At 38.6% G+C, this 19,704-nt stretch carries 19 protein-coding genes, 1 tRNA gene and 2 pseudogenes; 15 read left to right on the forward strand and 7 right to left on the reverse strand.

Annotated features, from left to right (window positions below):
• Nucleotides 1-35: 35 nt before the first annotated feature.
• Both RE317_RS17125 and RE317_RS17130 read right to left on the reverse strand, forming a co-directional pair.
• Entirely contained in the window at nucleotides 36-1,505 is a 1,470-nt protein-coding gene (locus RE317_RS17125; RefSeq protein ID WP_117870410.1) for a TolC family protein, read from the reverse strand.
• 46 nt (nucleotides 1,506-1,551) lie between these two features.
• The gene (locus RE317_RS17130; protein WP_008669078.1) at nucleotides 1,552-2,475 is read right to left on the reverse strand and encodes a tetratricopeptide repeat protein; all 924 of its coding nucleotides are present in this window, start codon (nucleotides 2,473-2,475) and stop codon (nucleotides 1,552-1,554) included.
• Nucleotides 2,476-2,698: 223 nt separating this feature from the next.
• On the opposite strand from RE317_RS17130, the gene RE317_RS17135 reads away from it, so the two are divergent.
• The 3 genes from RE317_RS17135 (at nucleotide 2,699) to RE317_RS17145 (ending at nucleotide 5,629) form a co-directional block, all read left to right on the forward strand.
• Nucleotides 2,699-4,066, forward strand: a complete 1,368-nt coding sequence (locus RE317_RS17135; RefSeq protein WP_008669076.1) for a sigma-54 dependent transcriptional regulator — start codon at nucleotides 2,699-2,701, stop codon at nucleotides 4,064-4,066.
• The gene (locus RE317_RS17140) at nucleotides 4,063-5,394 is read left to right on the forward strand and encodes a PAS domain-containing sensor histidine kinase (RefSeq protein ID WP_005842249.1); all 1,332 of its coding nucleotides are present in this window, start codon (nucleotides 4,063-4,065) and stop codon (nucleotides 5,392-5,394) included. The genes RE317_RS17135 and RE317_RS17140 overlap by 4 nt, the downstream gene beginning before the upstream one ends.
• 160 nt (nucleotides 5,395-5,554) lie before the next feature.
• A tRNA-Pro gene (locus tag RE317_RS17145) sits at nucleotides 5,555-5,629 on the forward strand.
• A 126-nt stretch (nucleotides 5,630-5,755) separates the two neighbouring features.
• Here the strand turns inward: RE317_RS17145 and RE317_RS17150 are convergent.
• Both RE317_RS17150 and RE317_RS17155 read right to left on the reverse strand, forming a co-directional pair.
• Nucleotides 5,756-5,919: pseudogene (locus tag RE317_RS17150) on the reverse strand (transposase); the annotation flags it as partial.
• 125 nt (nucleotides 5,920-6,044) lie between these two features.
• The gene (locus RE317_RS17155) at nucleotides 6,045-6,890 is read right to left on the reverse strand and encodes an alpha-1,2-fucosyltransferase (RefSeq protein WP_005843472.1); all 846 of its coding nucleotides are present in this window, start codon (nucleotides 6,888-6,890) and stop codon (nucleotides 6,045-6,047) included.
• A gap of 912 nt (nucleotides 6,891-7,802) precedes the next feature.
• Between RE317_RS17155 and RE317_RS17160 the strand changes: the two genes are divergently transcribed.
• The 12 genes and pseudogenes from RE317_RS17160 (at nucleotide 7,803) to RE317_RS17215 (ending at nucleotide 16,943) form a co-directional block, all read left to right on the forward strand.
• Complete coding sequence (locus RE317_RS17160) at nucleotides 7,803-8,648, forward strand: mechanosensitive ion channel family protein (protein WP_005843474.1); 846 nt, start codon at nucleotides 7,803-7,805, stop codon at nucleotides 8,646-8,648.
• Nucleotides 8,649-8,681: 33 nt separating this feature from the next.
• Entirely contained in the window at nucleotides 8,682-9,359 is a 678-nt protein-coding gene (locus RE317_RS17165; protein WP_005852387.1) for a porin family protein, read from the forward strand.
• A 166-nt stretch (nucleotides 9,360-9,525) separates the two neighbouring features.
• The gene (locus RE317_RS17170) at nucleotides 9,526-10,287 is read left to right on the forward strand and encodes an ion transporter (protein ID WP_005852389.1); all 762 of its coding nucleotides are present in this window, start codon (nucleotides 9,526-9,528) and stop codon (nucleotides 10,285-10,287) included.
• 219 nt (nucleotides 10,288-10,506) lie between these two features.
• Nucleotides 10,507-11,151 (forward strand): porin family protein, encoded by a 645-nt coding sequence (locus tag RE317_RS17175; RefSeq protein WP_005843479.1) that lies wholly within the window; start codon nucleotides 10,507-10,509, stop codon nucleotides 11,149-11,151.
• A 368-nt stretch (nucleotides 11,152-11,519) separates the two neighbouring features.
• Nucleotides 11,520-12,041 carry a hypothetical protein gene (locus tag RE317_RS17180; RefSeq protein WP_008669070.1) on the forward strand — a complete coding sequence of 174 codons (522 nt, stop codon included), beginning with the start codon at nucleotides 11,520-11,522 and terminating at the stop codon, nucleotides 12,039-12,041.
• A gap of 21 nt (nucleotides 12,042-12,062) precedes the next feature.
• A pseudogene (locus RE317_RS17185) lies at nucleotides 12,063-12,584 on the forward strand (outer membrane beta-barrel protein).
• A gap of 271 nt (nucleotides 12,585-12,855) precedes the next feature.
• A complete protein-coding gene (gene fldA / locus RE317_RS17190; protein WP_008669068.1) occupies nucleotides 12,856-13,359 on the forward strand; it encodes a flavodoxin FldA in 504 nt (167 codons plus the stop codon).
• A 16-nt stretch (nucleotides 13,360-13,375) separates the two neighbouring features.
• Entirely contained in the window at nucleotides 13,376-13,720 is a 345-nt protein-coding gene (locus RE317_RS17195; RefSeq protein ID WP_005852397.1) for a DUF2023 family protein, read from the forward strand.
• 142 nt (nucleotides 13,721-13,862) lie between these two features.
• Nucleotides 13,863-14,033 (forward strand): hypothetical protein, encoded by a 171-nt coding sequence (locus RE317_RS17200; protein WP_005843488.1) that lies wholly within the window; start codon nucleotides 13,863-13,865, stop codon nucleotides 14,031-14,033.
• A gap of 19 nt (nucleotides 14,034-14,052) precedes the next feature.
• Nucleotides 14,053-14,349, forward strand: a complete 297-nt coding sequence (locus RE317_RS17205) for a thioredoxin family protein (protein WP_005843490.1) — start codon at nucleotides 14,053-14,055, stop codon at nucleotides 14,347-14,349.
• Nucleotides 14,350-14,477: 128 nt separating this feature from the next.
• The gene (aspS, locus tag RE317_RS17210; RefSeq protein ID WP_005843492.1) at nucleotides 14,478-16,241 is read left to right on the forward strand and encodes an aspartate--tRNA ligase; all 1,764 of its coding nucleotides are present in this window, start codon (nucleotides 14,478-14,480) and stop codon (nucleotides 16,239-16,241) included.
• 174 nt (nucleotides 16,242-16,415) lie between these two features.
• Nucleotides 16,416-16,943, forward strand: coding sequence for a methylated-DNA--[protein]-cysteine S-methyltransferase (locus RE317_RS17215; protein ID WP_008669065.1), 528 nt, complete (start codon nucleotides 16,416-16,418; stop codon nucleotides 16,941-16,943).
• A gap of 93 nt (nucleotides 16,944-17,036) precedes the next feature.
• Here RE317_RS17215 and RE317_RS17220 read toward each other — a convergent pair whose 3' ends face one another.
• From RE317_RS17220 to RE317_RS17230, 3 genes are all read right to left on the reverse strand, one after another.
• Complete coding sequence (locus tag RE317_RS17220) at nucleotides 17,037-17,627, reverse strand: DUF4251 domain-containing protein (protein ID WP_005843495.1); 591 nt, start codon at nucleotides 17,625-17,627, stop codon at nucleotides 17,037-17,039.
• 114 nt (nucleotides 17,628-17,741) lie between these two features.
• A complete protein-coding gene (locus RE317_RS17225; protein ID WP_005852404.1) occupies nucleotides 17,742-18,629 on the reverse strand; it encodes a carbon-nitrogen hydrolase in 888 nt (295 codons plus the stop codon).
• A gap of 11 nt (nucleotides 18,630-18,640) precedes the next feature.
• Nucleotides 18,641-19,666: an agmatine deiminase family protein gene (locus tag RE317_RS17230; protein ID WP_008669063.1), complete on the reverse strand. Its 1,026-nt coding sequence runs from the start codon at nucleotides 19,664-19,666 to the stop codon at nucleotides 18,641-18,643.
• Nucleotides 19,667-19,704 lie beyond the last annotated feature (38 nt).

Genomic DNA, 19,704 nt, shown 5'->3' on the forward strand with positions numbered 1-19,704 from the left:
CGATAATACAAAGATTATTTATATCTGCCGTGTAGTTAAGGTTTAGGTATAGTACATGAAATCTCTGCTTTTCTGAGGAAATCATATCCCGTCATACTTCTAATACCATAATACAGACTCCAATAAGTTTTCAAAGCTGTTATATAATTTCTCCGTGCGGTATCTTTTTCTGTAATGGCGGCATTGAGGTCCAGAATTGTCGATTTTCCTAAGATATAAAGCCGACGTGCTACATCGTGGCGCCGGTCGGCCGTCTTGTCCGTCTTGGCGGCTACTGCTACACGGTATGCTTGAAGATTGAATTGACGGACCATTTTACATACATTCAATTCAAAATCTTTCATTCCCTGTTCAGCCTGTGTATCTACTAAGTCTACATTGGAACGAGCTACACGAACGCGTCCTTTTCCACGACCCCAATCCAGGATAGGTAAAGAAATACCAATACTGGCATATTGTTGGTTCATGGGGTTTCGGTAAGAATCTGCAAATTTATTTCCGGTTTGAGAAAGCCCGAATTGTACATACAGGTCGGCTTTCAAACCTGCATTGGCTTTTGCAGAAGCTAATGCGCTGCGGCTTTCTAATTGTTTGCGTTTATAAGTGTCAGGATCGGGACTGTTTTTGAATGCCAGTTGTAATGCTTTTTGTAAAGGGATTTCGAGTTGAGGAATGCTGTCTTCCGGAACAACTTGTAAATTTATTTCCCGATTAATGCCAAGGAAGGAACGGAGTGTTTGCATTTGGTCTTCTACTTCGATGCGGGCATTCATCATATTGGTTTCTTCTGTCAGTTTGTTTATTTCCAGCTGTAGCATTTCGTTTTCAGTTATGGTTCCTATATTATATCTTCCCTCGGCATACCTGTATAAAGTATCGGCAGAAGCATAGTTGTAGGCGGCTATGTCAAGATTAGTTTGTGCAGTTGCCAGGTTGAAGAAAAGAGTGCTGGTTTCTGAGGCTACAAGTTCCAATGCTTCTGCATATGCTTTACGGGCTTCCCGGTAGCGAAGGGGTTCGATACGGTGATCCCATTTTAAAGAATTATATCCAAAAAGTTGCTGCTCGTAACCTATTACTATGGGTTGGGTGTTATACGCTGTATGATTATCTTCAAATTCATCAATGCGTTGGGTGGTAGTTTTTACAAACAAGCTGCCACCGGTAAACCATATATTTTGATTTATTTTAAGGCTGAGATCTGTGCTTAACTGGTCTTGCTGGATAAATTGATTTGTTCCATCCGGTTGGGTAATCTTGTTTATCTCCCGATTTAGGGTAGGAGATGAAGTTAATGTGACGGAGGGAAGATAATTCGCCCGGAAAAAACGGTAGTTCCAATAAGCTGCCCGATAGGTATGACGGGCAGCTTGTGCTTCCGGTGAGTTTTCTTGTGCTATTTCAATAGCTTGTTGCAAACTCAATGTTATTGATTCTTCTTGTTGTGCTGTGGCTGTTTCCGGGCGAAGCAGAAGAGAAAGTGCTATAATACAATATAGTTTCATGTTCGTTTTTTTATGTCTTTATACCTATAGTACTTTTGGCTTATAGTTAGGTGAACAGGAGTGGGTCTTCGGTGTCTTCTTTGGATAAGTCGCTTTTTATTTTGCTTAATGCTTCCTTTGCTTTTTCATGACCGTTGTCTATAGCTTTTTGGAACCAGAACCGGGCTTGTTGTAAGTCTTTTTCTACGCCTTTGCCCCACTGATACATGCGTCCTAGGTTGTATTGTGCAGGAGCATTCCCCTGTAAAGCAGCTTTGGTCAGCCACTCGACTCCTTTAGCAAAGTCTTTTTCCATTCCTTCGCCATAACAATACATATTTCCTATATTATATTGAGCTATCGGATTATTCTTATCTGCTGCTTTTTTAAACCAAAAATAAGCTTCTTCAAAGTCTTGGGGAACCCCAAGTCCGTTTTTATATAAATAACCGATATTGTTCATGGCGTCCGTATTACCATGAGCTACAGAACGTAGGTACCAAGTCATAGCAATGTAACAATCCTTACGTACTCCCCAACCGTTTTTATAAAGGCTCCCCATACCAATTTGAGCTTCTGGATTTCCTTGAGTGGCAGCTTTGTTCAACCATTTGAAAGCTTGGCTGTAATCCTTAGTGACTCCCAAACCATATGTGTACATAAAGCCTATATTGTTTTCAGCATACGTGTTTCCGCCCGCTGCCGATTGATGAAAAAGTTTCAAAGCCTTATCATAATCAATTTCACCTCCTAAGCCTTTTAAATACATATCGCCTGTCAGATATTGGGCATGATGGGCCGTATCAATGCGAGCTATCTTTTCTAATAACTCGCGTGCTTTTTCATATTGTCGATTAACATAGTGAGTTTGTGCTTCTTCCCACAATTGATGGCAGTCACCTATATAAAGCATATAGATCTTATTGCCGAATAGAGTTACTATGCTTGCTATAAGGCATAAATTGATAGCTATTACTGATTTTTTTTTCATAACTTAATATATTAGTATTGTAGACTAATCAAATAGCGTGCCATTATCTTATCTCTTTGTTTACCAGTTTTTTGTGGGATAAAAGATAATGATGTCTCTGTGCGGATACGCACAAAAATAGTGCGTATCCGCACAGACAACACATTAAAAAAAACAATATCTTTGCAAAAAAGCGGATAGAAAATCTTTTATTCGTATAACAAGATATATTGAGGATAAAATAATGAATGCAAAAGGAAAAATATTGATTATAGATGATAATGAGGACGTGCTTTTTGCACTAAACCTTTTATTGGATCCCTACGTGGAAAAAATAAAAGTTACTACTCAACCGACTCGTATTGAGCATTTCATGACTACTTTTCAACCTGATGTTATTCTGCTTGATATGAATTTTCGTCGGGATGCTATCAGCGGGCAGGAAGGATTCGATTGTTTAGAGCAGATACTAAAGTTAGATCCGCAGGCTATTGTCTTGTTTATGACTGCTTATGCGGATACAGATAAAGCAGTACGGGCCATTAAGGCTGGAGCTATTGACTTTATTCCCAAACCTTGGGAAAAAGAAAAACTACTTGCTACGCTTTCATCGGCTATCAAACTTCGTGATTCTCGTAAAGAGGTCAGGCAACTGAAAGAACAAGTTGTAGCATTGAGCGCGCAGGATGAAGAGATGCCTCAAATGATAGGTCACTCAGCGCCTATGCGAGAGGTTTTTGATACTATTCGGAAATTATCGGATACTGATGCTAATATTTTGATATTGGGTGAAAATGGAACCGGTAAAGATTTGGTGGCCCGTTCTCTACGTTATTTTTCTCCTCGTCGTGAATGTCCTTTTATAACGATTGACTTGGGGAGCATACCTGAATCATTATTCGAAAGTGAATTGTTCGGCTATGAAAAAGGGGCTTTTACAGATGCCCGCAAAGCAAAGGCGGGACGTATGGAGGTGGCATCAGGAGGAACGCTTTTTTTGGATGAAATAGGGAATTTGTCATTACCTATGCAGGCCAAATTACTAACAGCCATAGAAAAACGGCAGATTTCACGTTTGGGAGCAACGGATATAATTCCTATTGATGTTCGGTTGATAAGCGCAACAAATGTAAATATCCGAGAATTGGTGGAGGAGGGTAATTTCCGTCAAGACCTGTTGTATCGTATCAATACGATTGAGATTACTATTCCTCCATTGCGGGAAAGGGGAGAGGATGTTCTCTTACTGGCTGATTATTTCTTACAACGGTATACTCATAAATATAAGAAAGAGATAAACGGACTGAGCCGCGAAGCCAAGCAGAAACTCATGCGTTACCATTGGCCGGGTAATGTCCGCGAATTGCAGCATGCCATAGAACGGGCAATTATTCTTTCGGACTCGCCATTGTTAAAGCCTGCAAATTTCATGTTGCAGCCACAACTCGAGAAGAGGGTGAATACGGATGAGATACTGAACTTGGAACAATTAGAACGCAATGCCATAGAACGTGCTATGAAACGCAGCGAAGGGAACTTGAGTCGTGCAGCGGAATATTTGGGGATTACCCGTTACGCTCTTTATCGGAAACTTGAAAAATTAGGGTTATGAGTCGTTTACAAACTTTACGGATGATAGCTTGTATGTTATTAATGGGGGTAGTAGCTATAGCTGCATATCTCTTTTATCAACATTCGCTCTATTTTTGCTTGTTTTTTTCGCTGATGATTATGGCAGGTATTATCATTTATATCTGTCAGTGGCAGTATAAAACGACCCGTATGATATCGCGAATGATAGAAGGTATTCGTTATGCAGATTTCTCTTTGAGTTTTTCTACCCAGCACAAAACTCGTACAGAACAACGATTGGCACAAGAAATAAATAATGTTGTTGCTGAATTCCGTACTCGGTTGTCCGAGAATGAAGAGCGATATCAATATTATGAAACATTATTGAATACTGTTGACAGCAGTTTGCTGGTAGTAGATAGTCAGTGCAATATACATTGGATGAACCGGGCAGCCATGCAGGATTTGTGCGGTTATCGTATTCATTCTGTCAGGGAATTGGCTCTGTTAAATTCTGATTTTCCTACTATTATCCTGTCATTACAGCCTGGAGAAATTAAAACAGTACGAATACATAAAGGAGATATTATACAAGAATTGGCTGTTACGGTATCTGAATATTCCGCTCAACATGGTACGGAACTCCGGTTGGTTAATTTAAAGAATATCCATGCTGTATTGGAGGAAAATGAGATGGAAGCATGGCAGAAGCTGATTCGTGTACTCACTCATGAAATAATGAACTCCATTGCGCCCATTATTTCATTAAGTGAAACATTAAGTGAGCGTGCTGTACAAAATGGTATGAATGAGAGAGATTACAATATCATGTTGCAAGGGATGCAGACTATTCATAGAAGAAGTAAAGGGTTGCTGAATTTTGTGGAAAACTATCGTAAACTTTCTCGTCTGTCTGTTCCGATACTGGCTCCAGTAAATATAGGTGATTTACTGAGTGATATGAAAAAACTGTTTCCTAATAAAAACATACAATATATATATAAAGTAGAAAACCCAGAAACGACACTGATGCTGGATCGTTCACAGATAGAACAAGTATTAATCAATTTACTAAAGAATGCAGGTGAGGCTTGTGTAGAGCAAATCTATCCCGAAGTTATCATTAGCACACATTGTGATTTAGAAAAACATCTATTTTTCCTTTCTGTCTGTGATAATGGTAGTGGCATTCTTCCAGAAGTATTGGATAAAATCTTTGTTCCTTTTTTTACAACGAAGCCAACAGGTAGTGGTATAGGACTCAGTTTATGCAAACAAATTATGAATTTACATGGTGGAAGTATCTCGGCGAGTAGTGAAATCGGAAAGGGGAGTTGTTTTACACTGAAATTTCTTTGTTGCGGATAAAAAAAAGTTTTAAGGTTAATGTTTTGATTTATAATTTGATAAGTAATAATGCGAAAAAAAGTAGAAAAAAAATCGCTTTAAATATTTGCATATATAAAAAAAAGCCGTACCTTTGCATCGCTTTTGAGAGATAAAGCGATTGAAAAATAAAAAAAAGATTCGGGGTGTAGCGCAGTCCGGTTAGCGCACCTGCTTTGGGAGCAGGGGGTCGTGGGTTCGAATCCCGCTACCCCGACGGATGAGAGTCAAGGAGTTACGGTAAAATGTAGCTCTTTTTTTTATTCTCCGAATGGGGCGGTTTACCTTTGGTTTAACCAAGTGAGTTAGGGTCAGCGGATTTTCCCGGTTGGCAAGCTTTCTTTTAAGCGTATAGCCTAGCCAGTCTGAACATGAAGAATTTCCATCAGCCACCCCTCTTAACTGGCTTCGAAAAGCTTTGATTTTAGCATTGAACGACTCTGCTGAAGCATTTGTCAATCGTTCTTCAAAATAATTTATGATGGTCGTACTATGGTTTGAAAAGGTGTGTTAAACCAAAAATGAACATGAATGCTACAATTTCCGCTGAGCCGAAATTTCGGCTCAGCGGTTTCCGAAAATGCCAATTATTTTTTAGCTTTCCAGACGTGCGTATTCATGTGTATTATGGATTAACTCACTGGTACTTTTATCCACCCCGTAGGATAGATATCCGGAGCTTCGGAATGCTGGAACCAACGACTAGGCACAATTACCGTTTTGTCCATATTGGGATTTAACCATGCTCCCCACCAGCTGAATGTACTGTTGCAGATGATGTGATGTTTGCAATGACTCATAAGCATCATATCTTGCCAACTGTCTTCATCCGTATTCCAATCAATATATACTGCATTCTGCAATGGAAGATTTTCCTTTACCCAAGCAATGTCATCTGAAAAAATATAGTAAGATGGAGAGGCAACTCTTCTGCTCATTTCCGCTATTGCGTTTTGATAGTAAGGTAACTGGCATACACTCCCGGTAGTAGCCCAATGCTTGGGTTGCAAATAATCTCCACGACGAATATGTAGAGATACTGCGTTTTCATCCTTGTCCAAAATTTCAAGCATATTAAGACTTCTACTGTTGGCTTTATTCTTGTCAAAAGTGAAAGACTCCCTAACTTCATCCTTAATATCTGCAAAGAAACGTTCCGACTGATAAAATCCTTTAAAATAAAGTAAAGGCCAAAAGTATTTCTTTTCAAAAGCTCGTAAACTATTGGGAGCTTGTTTCCGTTCATATATTTTTTTGAAGAAAAGGAATTCGATAACTTTTTTCAGAGGTTGGTTTATACAAAATTCTGTATGGGGCAGATTAAACACACGATGCATTTCATATCCGTAGTGCACTTTATAATGCATCATGTCCGAAAGGTCTATACGCACTTTGGGATAGTACTTTTTCATTCGCAAATAAAAAGCGTAAATAAACATTTGATTTCCCAAACCACCTGTTACTTTTATAAGTCTCATATTTCTTTGTCCTTTTTTTGTTATCTGCAATATTTCAATTTACATTTCGACATTGTTTATATATAAATTGACTTCGCAAAGGTATTAATTTTATCAGAGTCTACAAACATCTTAAAAAAATATTGTTTTCTCTAATAGCAGCTTATTATCTTGTTATTATATAGTGAACTAACCGTATGAAAGAGTACAGGGTAAAGTTTAGAAGAAAGATCAGAAGATAGTATGATATATTGGTTGCCTTTCTGTGGTACAGCATGTAAGTAATGGTTCTTTTGATGGAAGTGGGTTGCTTTGTCAACGGAATGAATTTCCGAGTTTACTCTCATTAAAACTCTTACGATATTTTTTCTAAATGTCGAATGCTGTAAAGTTTAAGGTAGAGTGAATCTCTGAAATATTTTGTATTTTAGTTATGTTTTGTTAGAATGTTTTTCTTGTTTTCATTATTGAGTATTATTTACAGAGAAGTACCTAAAAATACAGAAAATGATTGGTTTGATACTCTTTAAGTATGAATTAACTAGTTGGTTTTATGTTTTTTTACTGGATCTTTTTGATTAGTTATGCAGCATGGAGTGCTAGATTGTTCTTGTGCCGTGCATTTTTCACCTAGTATAATAGTGCTTCACCGATGTTTCGGCAAATATTACCGAAAAAAATTAAATATATTATCTTAGAGTTGTATGCTTGATACAGAATACGGTGCTTAGGTTCTCTCTTTTAAGTGATAAGTTTGGTTTTTATCAATTATATATGATATCTTTGCGGCTTTAAATATCCGACTATTTAGGAATGTAAAAATATATTGGATGATTTATTGGAACATTGCGAAACTATACTGTCAGGATGTGCTGGCATATTTGCAATATGATCGTGACAAGCTGATTAATTTTTATTTGTTAAACGAAAAAAATGAATTTATTATTATTGAATGCAGCCTCAGGCAGTAAACTTGAGCAAGCACTGGAGAAACTGGTAGATTTTGGAATGGACGCTGGTAAGGATATATTTGTCGCCATTCTGATATATTCAGTCGGTCGTTTTATCATTAAGCAGATTAGTGTATTAATAGCCAAAGTTCTTGAAAAACGGAAGATAGAAACCAGTGTACAGACTTTCTTGAAAAGTTTAGTGAAAATTTTATTGAACATGGTACTTGCTTTTGCCATAATCAGCAAGTTGGGAGTGGAAACGACCAGTTTTGCTGCACTTTTGGCGTCAGCCGGTGTGGCTGTAGGTATGGCACTTTCCGGCAATCTTTCCAATTTTGCAGGTGGTTTGATTATACTTGTTTTTAAACCGTTTAAAGTAGGCGATTATATAGATGGACCTGGAGTAAGTGGTACAATAAAAGAGATACAGATTTTCCATACCATACTTTCCACTCTTGATAATCGGATGATATACGTTCCCAACGGGATGCTCAGTGGAAATGCTGTGATTAATTACAGCAAACAGGAAATGCGCCGTGTTGAATGGGTATTCGGAGTAGAATATGGAGAGGATGTACAAAGGGTCAGAACCGTATTGCAACGTATTATTTATGCGGACAAACGTATTTTGGATACTCCTGCTCCTATCATTGTTTTAGGCTCATTAAGTGCGAGTAGCGTTGACATTACTGTCCGTGTTTGGGTTAAAACAGCTGATTACTGGAATGTTTTATATGATATTAATGAGATTGTTTATACGACATTTAATAAAGAAGGAATCGGATTCCCTTTCCCACAACTTACTGTGCATCAATCTTCAAAATAATAGAAACATATTCAACTTCTTAAATAAATGATCATGAAAAAAATAATTTGTTTTTTTACGATTTTCGTATTTTGGGGAATCACTGATAGTATGGCTCAGGGATTACATTTTGGGGTAAAAGCCGGTGTGCTTGGCAACAAAGCAAATATTAGTGGCATGCGTGACCAGTTTAAGGAAGAGAGTTTGACAGGATTTCAAGTAGGGCCTATGTTGCAATATCAAACAGGATTTCATGGTATCGCTTTGGACTTTTCTCTGCTGTATGTAGAGCGTGGAATCAAACTGACAAATACCTCTAACAGACGTAGTGCTGACATTAAAACACAAAGTATTGATATTCCTATAGAACTGAAATGGGAAATGGGAATATCAGATAATTTTGATTTGTTTTTGGGAGTCGGTCCTTCCTTTTCTTTTTTGGTAGACAAGGACAACTGGGGACGCAAACTTGCTCATATAGCTGTGGATGTTATAGATAAGGATCTTCCATCTATGGGATGGCGTTCGACTGAAGTCGGATTGAACTTGGGAGGTGGAGTGAAAATTGTAAATCATTTAATGGTAAGTTGCTATTATAATATAGGATTAACCCAGTCTGCCAAGCATAATATAGGAGGCAATAAGCATGATGCCATAGATCAAATTTTTGATGGTGATGTATTCGAAAGCAAAAATAGATATTGGCAGTTATCACTTGCTTATGTGTTTTAGTCAGATAATTGCGGATCGTTTTTAGCAATACAAAACTAAAAAGCGGCTTTTATTATTGAGAAGGTTTGTAGTAAAACATCCAATAAAAGAGTCTGAATAACAAAGTGATTGCATCCGTGTGTGGAAAACACACGGATAGCATGAATAAATAATTTTTTTTGCAAAAATGAAATTATATATTTTGATTCAACAGTTATTGAGAAGAAAATTTATTCAATATTTTGTTCTTTTCTTCATTCTGATTTCAATTATAGCCGTCATTGCAAGTTCATTTGAAGAAATGGCCACATACAAAGTACTGTTATTCGGCATTACTTATGTATCTTCTTTTATTTTTCTTATTGAATACACAGCCCGTATCGTATCTGCACCGGCACTCTATCCCGGTATGAAAACAGCAAAGGCACGTCTGAAATATACATTCTCTTTTTATGGTTTTGTTGACTTCGTGGCAGTACTGCCTTGTGTTCTTACCTATGCATACTGGGATACGGAAGTCGTTCATGTCATTATTTTACCCTATATCTTCATTATTTTTAAGTTAATACGGCACTCGCGATCTTTCCGAATTATCGGTATGGCTCTTGCTTCTGTCAGAGAAGAACTTGAAACAGCCTACACAGCTAGTTTCATTACAATTTGCTTTTCCGCCATTTTGATGTATTATATTGAAAGGAATGCACAACCTGAAGTCTTTAAAAATATCGGTGACGGAATCTGGTGGGCCATTATTACATTTGCTACAGTCGGATATGGTGACATTTATCCCATTACCTTTTTGGGGAAATTATTGGGTTGTATTATTTGTCTGGTAGGTGTGGCAATGGTAGCCATTCCGACCGGTATCATTAGTTCTTCTTTTATCAATATCGTACAAAAGAAGGAACAAAGAGAGAAATTCAATAAGGAAGAGGAGAATAGACGATAATAAAGTTCCCCAAAAACAACTGTTGGGGAGTATATTCTTTTCTTATAGATAATTTCTATAGTTATGTGAAAAACTTTGGATTCTTAAAAATAAACCATATAGTCTTTAGAATGTGCATAACAAAAGTCTGCTTGAGGTGACAACGAACTTATAATTGTTATATCTTTGCATTGTCATTGTTGAAGCAATGATAAAATAAATAATCTTTAATCAAAACTTATGATTATGAAAAAAAGTATTTTAACCGTATTGTTTGCGTTAATCTGTACTATGGGATTTTCGCAGGTGTCTTTTAATGTAAAGGCTGGTCTTAACCTTAGTAGTTATATTGGTGAGAATTCAGATCACTCCGAATTTAAACCCGGAGCACGTATCGGAGTGGGGATGGAGTATCAGTTTAATGATATGATATCTTTACAACCTTCATTGTTTTTTTCGCAAAAGGGGGCAAAATATTCAAGTGGATTTGACGGAAATATAATAGATGCTGATGCTGATGTGAAAATTAACCAGCTCTATCTTGAATTGCCTGTTAACGTACAGTTTCGTTTTAATATTGCAGATAACACCAACCTTGTCATCGCGACAGGCCCTTATTTGGCTTGCGGAGTAGGTGGTAAGGCTAAATTCGATGGTGACGCATCCGTTGGAGGCATCCATATTAATGGTGATGACAAAATAGACACATTCGGTGATGACGGACTGGATTACAACAGATTTGATGCAGGATGGAACATCGGTCTGGGTGTGGAGTTCGGAAAGATTCTCGTAGGTCTTGATACCCAACTTGGTTTTTGCAAGGTAATGGATGGCGATGCCCCCCATAATGCAAATATAGGCATTACTTTAGGATATAAATTCTAAGCAAACTCTTTCATACCCCCCTCTCTAGTCTGTGCTGGTTTGCACGGTTTTGAGAGGGGTTTTATTATAATTTTCACAACCGATGTCAGTTCTTGGCGAAAGTAAGAAAATAGCAGTAAGGTAGTTGAAAAAGTTAGAGACATTCAGAAAATAGTATAAAGGCCGCTTTACCATCATGTATGCAGGTTATTTTATCATTATTGCCAGCAAGAAACCATTTAAAACAATCATTGGGAAGGAAAAAAGAAGTAGTTTTTTTATCAAAATGTAAAATTAGACAGTATCTAAATTCTCCATAAAAAATTGTGTATTGCTTTTTTATATCTATATTTGCAATTTCAATAGTTTTATTGCCAAATGGTTTTAATATGAAACGAATTCAAGTACTGTTATTATTTATAGTCATTTCTTGTTCCATGTTTGCACAAGACAGGCTTTCTCTGTTCATAGGCAGGGCGAACAAGTATGCAGCTGTGGAGTTATCCGACTATCGGAAACGTTTATGCGTAGAATATAATATATCTAATCAATTATTGGATGATTATTACAGAAGATGTGGTAGTAATTGGGGGAATGTCGGTTTGGCTCTTGAAATAGCAAAGACTTCCGGCAGGCATATGCGGGAGGTGTGTGACTATTACAAGCATTACCACCGGAATGGATGGAATCGTATATTGGTAGAGATAGGCATAAAACCAGGGTCGATGTACTATGATCCATTTTATGACAGGATTCGTTATCATAGCGAATGCTGGCGTGAACATTATTGCTCTTATTGTGACCATCATGATAAGCATCATCGCAAGCATTATAAAAAACACAAGCGTCATAAACATCATAAATGGCACGATGATGACGATGATTGGGATGATGACGATGAAGACGATTAACACACTTATATATTTTTAAAAATGAAAAAGATCTTTATTTTTTTAGGACTGATGTTTGTCATGTTGAGCAGTACCTACGCTTAAAAAGGCAGACAGGCAATTGGATTTGGATTAAGTTACGGAACAGAAATTGAAAGTGCTGGATTGGGAATTAAATACCAGTACAATATCACTAATCCTCTCCGTATTGAACCTTCATTCAATTATTTTTTTGAGAATGACAATGTAAGTATGTTGGATTTAAATGTGAACTTCCACTATCTTTGTCCGGTAGCTCAAAGTGTCAAACTTTATCCGCTGTTTGGTCTGACCATGTCCAACTGGATGTTTGACATGCATGATTTGGATGTTGACTGGGATGGAGACCACGTCCATGTTGATGATGGGGGTAACCATAATGAATTCCGTATCGGGGTTAATCTCGGAGCTGGGGCGGAATTCGCTTTGGGACGTAACTGGGCTATGAATGTTGAATTCAGATACCAATTGGTTGATGATTTTGACCAAGGGGTTATTAATTTCGGAGCTGCTTATCGGTTCTAAAAACATATTAATGTGTCAAAACGAAAATGACTGCTCCTAAAAGTTACAGATAGTAATTATAACACTTAAAAGGGTCGTATCAAACTCTGTCTTGAGTAATGATACGACCCTTTCTTTAGTCTTTTAGGATGCTTAAATTTCAGATTATAAGTTTATGTTTTCAAAAACTGAGTTTTGTCTCTTGAACTTTATTAAAATCACTATTTCTAGGTATTTCAGAATCTCTTTCAAACCTTTTACTTTGCAGCAAACAAATTAAATGATTTGCTGTATGAAAAAAATGGGTATAATTTATGGTTCCTCTACTGGAACTTGTGAAAGCATCGCACAGACAATAGCTGAAAAATTAGGTGTGGCATCAGTTGATGTAATTGATGCAAGTAAAATTACCACAGAAAAAGTGGAAAGTTATGATATTTTATTGTTAGGGACTTCTACTTGGGGAGAGGGTGAATTGCAAGATGATTGGTATGACGCCATTAAAATGATAAAGACTGCAGATTTGAATGGTAAAATAGTTGCTCTCTTTGGCTGTGGAGATTCAGAATCCTATTGTGATACATTTTGTGACGGTATGGGAGTTATATATGACCAGTTAAAGAATTCAGGTTGCACTTTTGTGGGGGCAGTTTCTGCCGATGGGTATTCGTATTCATCTTCTATAGCGATAATCGATGGGAAATTTGTAGGTTTGGCTCTTGATGACGTGAACGAAAGTGGCAAGACTGAAGAACGTATTAACAGTTGGGTTGAAGAAATAAAGAAGAACCTGTAATTTTGACAATTGCCTTATGATAGCTTCAGACATAAACCCGGTAGAATTGAAAGTATTTCTGAATCATATTTATGAATTAAAAAAAGGAGTACGTCAGATGGTACTCTATACTACCAAGAGGAAGTATGAAGATTTTGCTGTAAAACGGCTGATCAATCAAAAGATTAATTATATAATCCAGCCCGTGGGAAATGATAAAATAAACCTGTTTTTCGGTAGAAAAGAATGCATTAATGCCATTCGTTTCCTAGTGAATCAGCCACTGAACAAATTGTCACCCGAGCAGGATTTTATTCTTGGAGCTATGCTGGGGTATGATATTTGTGCACAATGCAAACGTTATTGCGACCGTAAAGTATAATAATCTCAATTTCACGTAGTTTTAAATGTAGTAGTAAAGGGGTGTCTGAATAATTTTCAGGCATCCTTTTTCACTTTTTATGTGAACCATCTTTTTATCTATTTTGTTGCATTATTAGCATAAACCTTAAAAATGAGAAGATATGGGTAAAGAAGAAAAGAAAAAGATGGAACAAAAGGATGAGCTGACGAATAGTGGTCAGCGGTTTCCTGTTGAACAAGTGTCCAATACTGGTAAGCCTACCAAGAAGCAGGTGAAAGCAGCGGTAAAAGAGTTAAATCCTGACGTGAACAGTTTAGGAAGTAGAGGATAATTTAAAATTGAAAACAGTAATGGATATAACTGGAAAAATAGAAGAGGTAAACCAGTCGGACTCATTATTGCTGGTTGTGTTTTATGCGGATTGGTCTCCCCATTGTGAATGGATTGAACCGCTGTTACATGAATTTGAAAAACCGGTCAATATTGTAAGAGTCAATATAGAAAGTAATCGGAAAGTAGCCGATGCCTATGAAATAGAAATAGCTCCCAGCTTTGTCCTCCAACGTAAAGGCAAGATGTTGTGGGAGAAAACTGGTGAAGTATTTCCAGGAGAATTAAGGGATGTCATTGAAATGTTCAAGAATTGAGATCTGTACATCCAGATTAAAAAAGTTCCGTTGGTATACAGCTACGGGACTTTTTTTCTTGTAGGCGGTTTTGTACAATGGAAAACATATCGTACCTTTGCCAAACAATTGATTAAATTTAAGAATATATGTTCAGAAGTCATACTTGCGGAGAGCTCAGACTTTCCGATGCAGGCAAAAGTGTAACGTTGGCAGGTTGGGTACAGCGTGCACGTAAAATGGGAGGGATGACGTTTGTCGATCTTCGTGACCGTTACGGTATTACCCAATTGGTATTCAACGAAGCGGTGAATGCCGAACTTTGTGAACGTGCCAATCACTTGGGGCGTGAATTTGTTATTCAAATAACCGGTGAAGTGAACGAACGTTCAAATAAGAATATGAATATTCCCACCGGTGAAATTGAAATTATCGTATCGGTATTGAATGTACTTAATTCAGCGGTAACTCCTCCTTTTACGATAGAAGATAATAGTGACGGAGGTGATGATATCCGTATGAAATTCCGCTATTTGGATTTACGCCGTAATTGTGTGCGTAAAAATTTGGAACTTCGTCATAAAATGACAATGGAAGTGCGCCGATATTTGGACAGCAAAGGGTTTCTGGAAGTGGAAACTCCTATGTTGGTAGGTTCTACTCCTGAAGGAGCCCGTGATTTTGTTGTTCCTTCACGTATGAACCCGGGACAGTTTTATGCACTGCCACAGTCTCCGCAAACACTGAAGCAATTGCTGATGGTTTCCGGCTTTGATCGTTACTTCCAGATTGTAAAGTGTTTCCGTGATGAAGATCTTCGTGCAGACCGTCAGCCTGAGTTTACTCAGATAGACTGTGAGATGAGTTTTGTTGAACAAGAAGATATCATTTCCACTTTCGAAGGAATGGCAAAACATTTGTTCAAGGAGTTACGTGGAGTCGAGTTGAGCGAACCGTTTCTGCGTATGACATGGGCCGATGCCATGAAATATTACGGTAGTGACAAACCGGATTTGCGTTTCGGCATGAAGTTTGTGGAATTGATGGATATCATGAAAGGTCATGGCTTCTCTGTTTTTGATGATGCGGCATATATTGGTGGTATCTGTGCGGAAGGCGCTGCAAGTTATACCCGTAAACAGTTAGACCAATTAACAGAATTTGTCAAGAAACCTCAGATCGGTGCGAAAGGTATGGTTTACGCCCGTGTGGAAGCTGATGGCAATGTAAAATCCAGTGTAGACAAATTCTATTCACAGGAAGTACTTCAGCAGATGAAGGAAGCTTTCAGTGCCAAGCCGGGTGACTTGATCCTGATTCTGAGTGGTCCTGATGCTATGAAGACCCGCAAGCAGTTATGCGAACTTCGTCTGGAAGTGGGACGTCAGCTGGGACTGCGTGATAAGAATAAATTTGCTTGTCTGTGGGTTGTTGATTTTCCGATGTTTGAGTGGAGTGAAGAAGAAGGCCGTCTGATGGCCATGCACCATCCGTTCACTCATCCGAAAGAAGAAGATATTCCTTTGTTGGATACAGATCCGGCTGCTGTTCGTGCCGATGCTTACGATATGGTAGTAAACGGTGTAGAAGTAGGAGGTGGTTCAATTCGTATCCATGATTCACAATTACAAGCCAAGATGTTTGAAATTTTGGGCTTTACTCCGGAAAGAGCACAAGAACAATTCGGCTTCCTGATGAATGCATTCAAATACGGAGCACCTCCTCATGGTGGTTTGGCATACGGTCTTGATCGCTGGGTTTCTTTGTTTGCAGGACTTGATAGTATCCGTGACTGTATAGCATTCCCTAAAAATAATAGTGGACGTGATGTGATGTTGGATGCTCCCGCTGCTTTGGATCAATCACAATTGGATGAGTTGAATCTGGTCGTTGATATAAAAGAGGATAAGTAAGTTTTTTCCGCTTTTTATATAGGGTATTGTATAAAAGGCCGATAACGGGACGATCCGAACAAAGCGTAGTGAATGCTGTTTCAGCTAATTCGCTACGCTTTGTCTTTTTGGTTTAAAGTAGTCCGATAAGCTGAAACAGCTTATAAACATATGAAGGAAGCATATAAAAAGTGTATGAAAGAGAAAAATACGATCAAAATAAAGAGTTATGAATCACCCTGCGGAGTGTTGCTGCTCGGTTCATTTGGCGGAAAACTCTGCCTGTGTGACTGGCAGGTGGAAAAACACTGCGATCGTGTGAATCAACGGTTGAAGCGGGTATTGTGTGCCGAATTTGAAATAAGTACGTCAGAAATAATCGAAGAATCAATAGAGCAACTCAACGAGTATTTTGCAGGACAACGCAAAGAATTTAGTGTGCCGCTTCTTTTTGTGGGCACGGATTTTCAGAAAACAGTATGGAATGAACTGTTAAAGATACCGTTTGGCAGGACAATATCTTATGGTGAAATGGCCAGGCATATCGGAATGCCCCAAGCAGTTCGTGCGGTAGCCAATGCTAATGGTGCAAATTCCATATCAATCTTTGCACCTTGCCATCGTGTGATCGGTAGTGACCACTCGCTGACAGGATATGGAGGCGGACTGTCCGCTAAAAGGTTTTTATTGGAATTGGAATCACAACCTCGGTTAATGTTATGAGCAGACAAGAAACATTTCCAATGCTATAATAATAAATAAAAAGGAATGGGTAGTGAAAATGCCCATTCCTTTTTCTCATATCTTCTTAATGAATTACCATGTTGTTCCTTGGAATACACTACTTTCGTTATAGGGAACCAGATATCCGTTCATTGTCAGCGTATTGCCTGAGAAATTTGGATTTATAGTAACACTGGCCTGATTGGTTCCGCCAGTCAGTACAATGGAAACGGTGGCCGAAACGGCAATCCCATTAATTCCATAATTATAGTACACATTACCGTCTTTATCCTGGCGCATACTTATTCCGTTCACATTTCCTTGAACCGTGACACCTCCCAAGCCGTTCGGGCTCCAGTTATACACAAAATTAGTAAAGGCGGTCTGAATAATACCTTGCCCATCGTTTACTTCCACATAATTCGTGTTAGAGGAAACAAAACGCATTATTCCATTACGGAATACAACGTTATCAGCTTCTAATACAAAAGAACCGTTTTTTAAAGCATTAATTGCTTGGACGTAGGATACAGAGTCCTGCTGAGCTTCCAAGGCTTTCTTTTCCTGACGTTCTTTCTTCCATGCTTCGCGTTTAGCGTCTTCTCTTTGTTTTCTGGTTTGTGCATTTGTCACTCCGCTGAAGCAAACAAGTAACAATGCGGCTAAAAATAATACTTTTTTCATAATTAAGCTGTTTAGTAAATCAATAATATCTTTTGAATATTCTGATAACTAAAACAGCCTTAACCATGAATTGTTTAACGAATATGTGAATTTATATAACGATAACGTTTGTATTTAATCTATAAAGCGTCGGGTTAGATTTTCAAACTCATCAATACGCCGGTCACGGAGGAAAGGCCACCAGCGACGAACATTCTCACTACGGGTCATATCCAGTTCCACTACCATATTTTCTTCATCCATATTGCTGGCTTGTGCCAGTATTTCTCCTTGAGGACCTGCCACGAAGCTATTACCCCAAAATTGGATACCATTAGTCTGACCGGAAGGATCGGGCTCATGTCCTACACGGTTCACGGCGATAACCGGCAGGCCGTTTGCCACGGCATGTCCACGCTGCACGGTTACCCATGCACCTAGTTGACGGATTTTCTCTTCTTGAGTGTCTGTGCTTTCCCAACCTATAGCTGTAGGGTATATAAGAATTTCAGCACCTTTCAGTGCCATCAGCCGTGCACCTTCGGGATACCATTGGTCCCAGCAGACTTGTACACCTAGTTTTCCCAGTGATGTCTGAATAGGTTCAAATCCCAGGTCACCGGGAGTAAAATAGAATTTCTCATAATAGGCGGGATCATCGGGAATATGCATTTTGCGGTATTTCCCTGCTATACTGCCATCTTTGTCAAAAACGACAGCTGTATTGTGATATAGCCCCGGAGCACGCTTCTCGAATAACGAAGTAACCAGTACAATACCGTATCCGGCAGCCAACTCACTGTAGAAGCCGGTAGAAGGACCGGGAACCGGTTCCGCCAAATCAAACATATCCGTATCTTCTGTCTGACAGAAGTAAGGGGTGTTGTGCAACTCCTGCAATACAACCAGCTGTGCACCTGCTGCCGCCACCTGTTCTATATTGTGGTGCAGTTTGCTCAAATTGTGACGGATATCATTAGTGCATGTCTGTTGGATAATTCCTACTTTAATCGTTCTTTTCATACATATATTTATTAATATACACCTTCGGGATATTGCATGGTGACGCAATGCAGCGAGCCATGTTGCTTTATTAAAGCAGTGCAGTCAATACCTACTATCTCTCTTCCGGGAAATGCTTCAGCCAATACTTCTTTGGCGCGCATATCATTCACAGAATCAGCATAAGTAGGATAAAGCACAGCTTCATTCATTATCAGGAAATTGGCATAAGTTGCCGGCAAGCGATGATGTTCCTCATCATAAACAGCACTTGCCATAGGTAGCGGAAGCAGACGGTATGGTTTGCCGTCCAAAGTACGGAACGCTTTTAGTTCTTCTTCCATCATTGCCAGTTCCTTATAGTGTTCATCTTTTTCATTGGTGCACTTTACATACACAATGGTATCATCCGGACAGAAACGTGCCAATGTGTCCACATGGCTGTCTGTATCATCACCTGCCAGATAACCGTGTTTCAACCATAGAACCTGTTTTAAGTTAAATGTTTCTTTTAGAAAATCCTCCACTTCCTGTCGGTTCATTTCATTTCTGTTTTTAGCCAGCAAACATTGCTCTGTAGTCAGCAGGCTTCCTTTCCCATCACTTTCTATGGAACCTCCTTCTAAAATAAAATTCCGGCAGAAAACATATTCACCTTTCAGAACAGGATGGTGAAAATACAGTTCGTTATTAATCTGGTTATCATAATTTGCGGCAAACTTCATTCCCCAGCCATTAAAACAGAAATCCAGCAGCAGGGGAGTAGCGTCTTCTTTCAACAGGGTGATAAAAGCATGATCGCGTGCCCAAGTATCATTTGTGTTGATTTTTGATGTGACTAGTTTTTGGATATCAGCTCCATAATTATCTATACTATCTCTTATGGAATCGGGGTCTGGAGCCACAATCAACAAACTCTGACGTTTCAAAACCTCATAAGCTATCTTAAGAAAACAGTCATTCACTTCGTCCAACATGTATGCCCAGTCTGTGTCTTTATGGGGCCACGTTAGTTGAATCAAACTTTGTTTATGCCATTCGGCGGGTAAATAGGACATATTCATATTTTTAAATTTGTCTTGCAAAGATATGAAAT

It is taken from the genome of Phocaeicola sp. GP0067, from assembly GCF_031119655.1.
Lineage (GTDB): Bacteria > Bacteroidota > Bacteroidia > Bacteroidales > Bacteroidaceae > Phocaeicola > Phocaeicola vulgatus.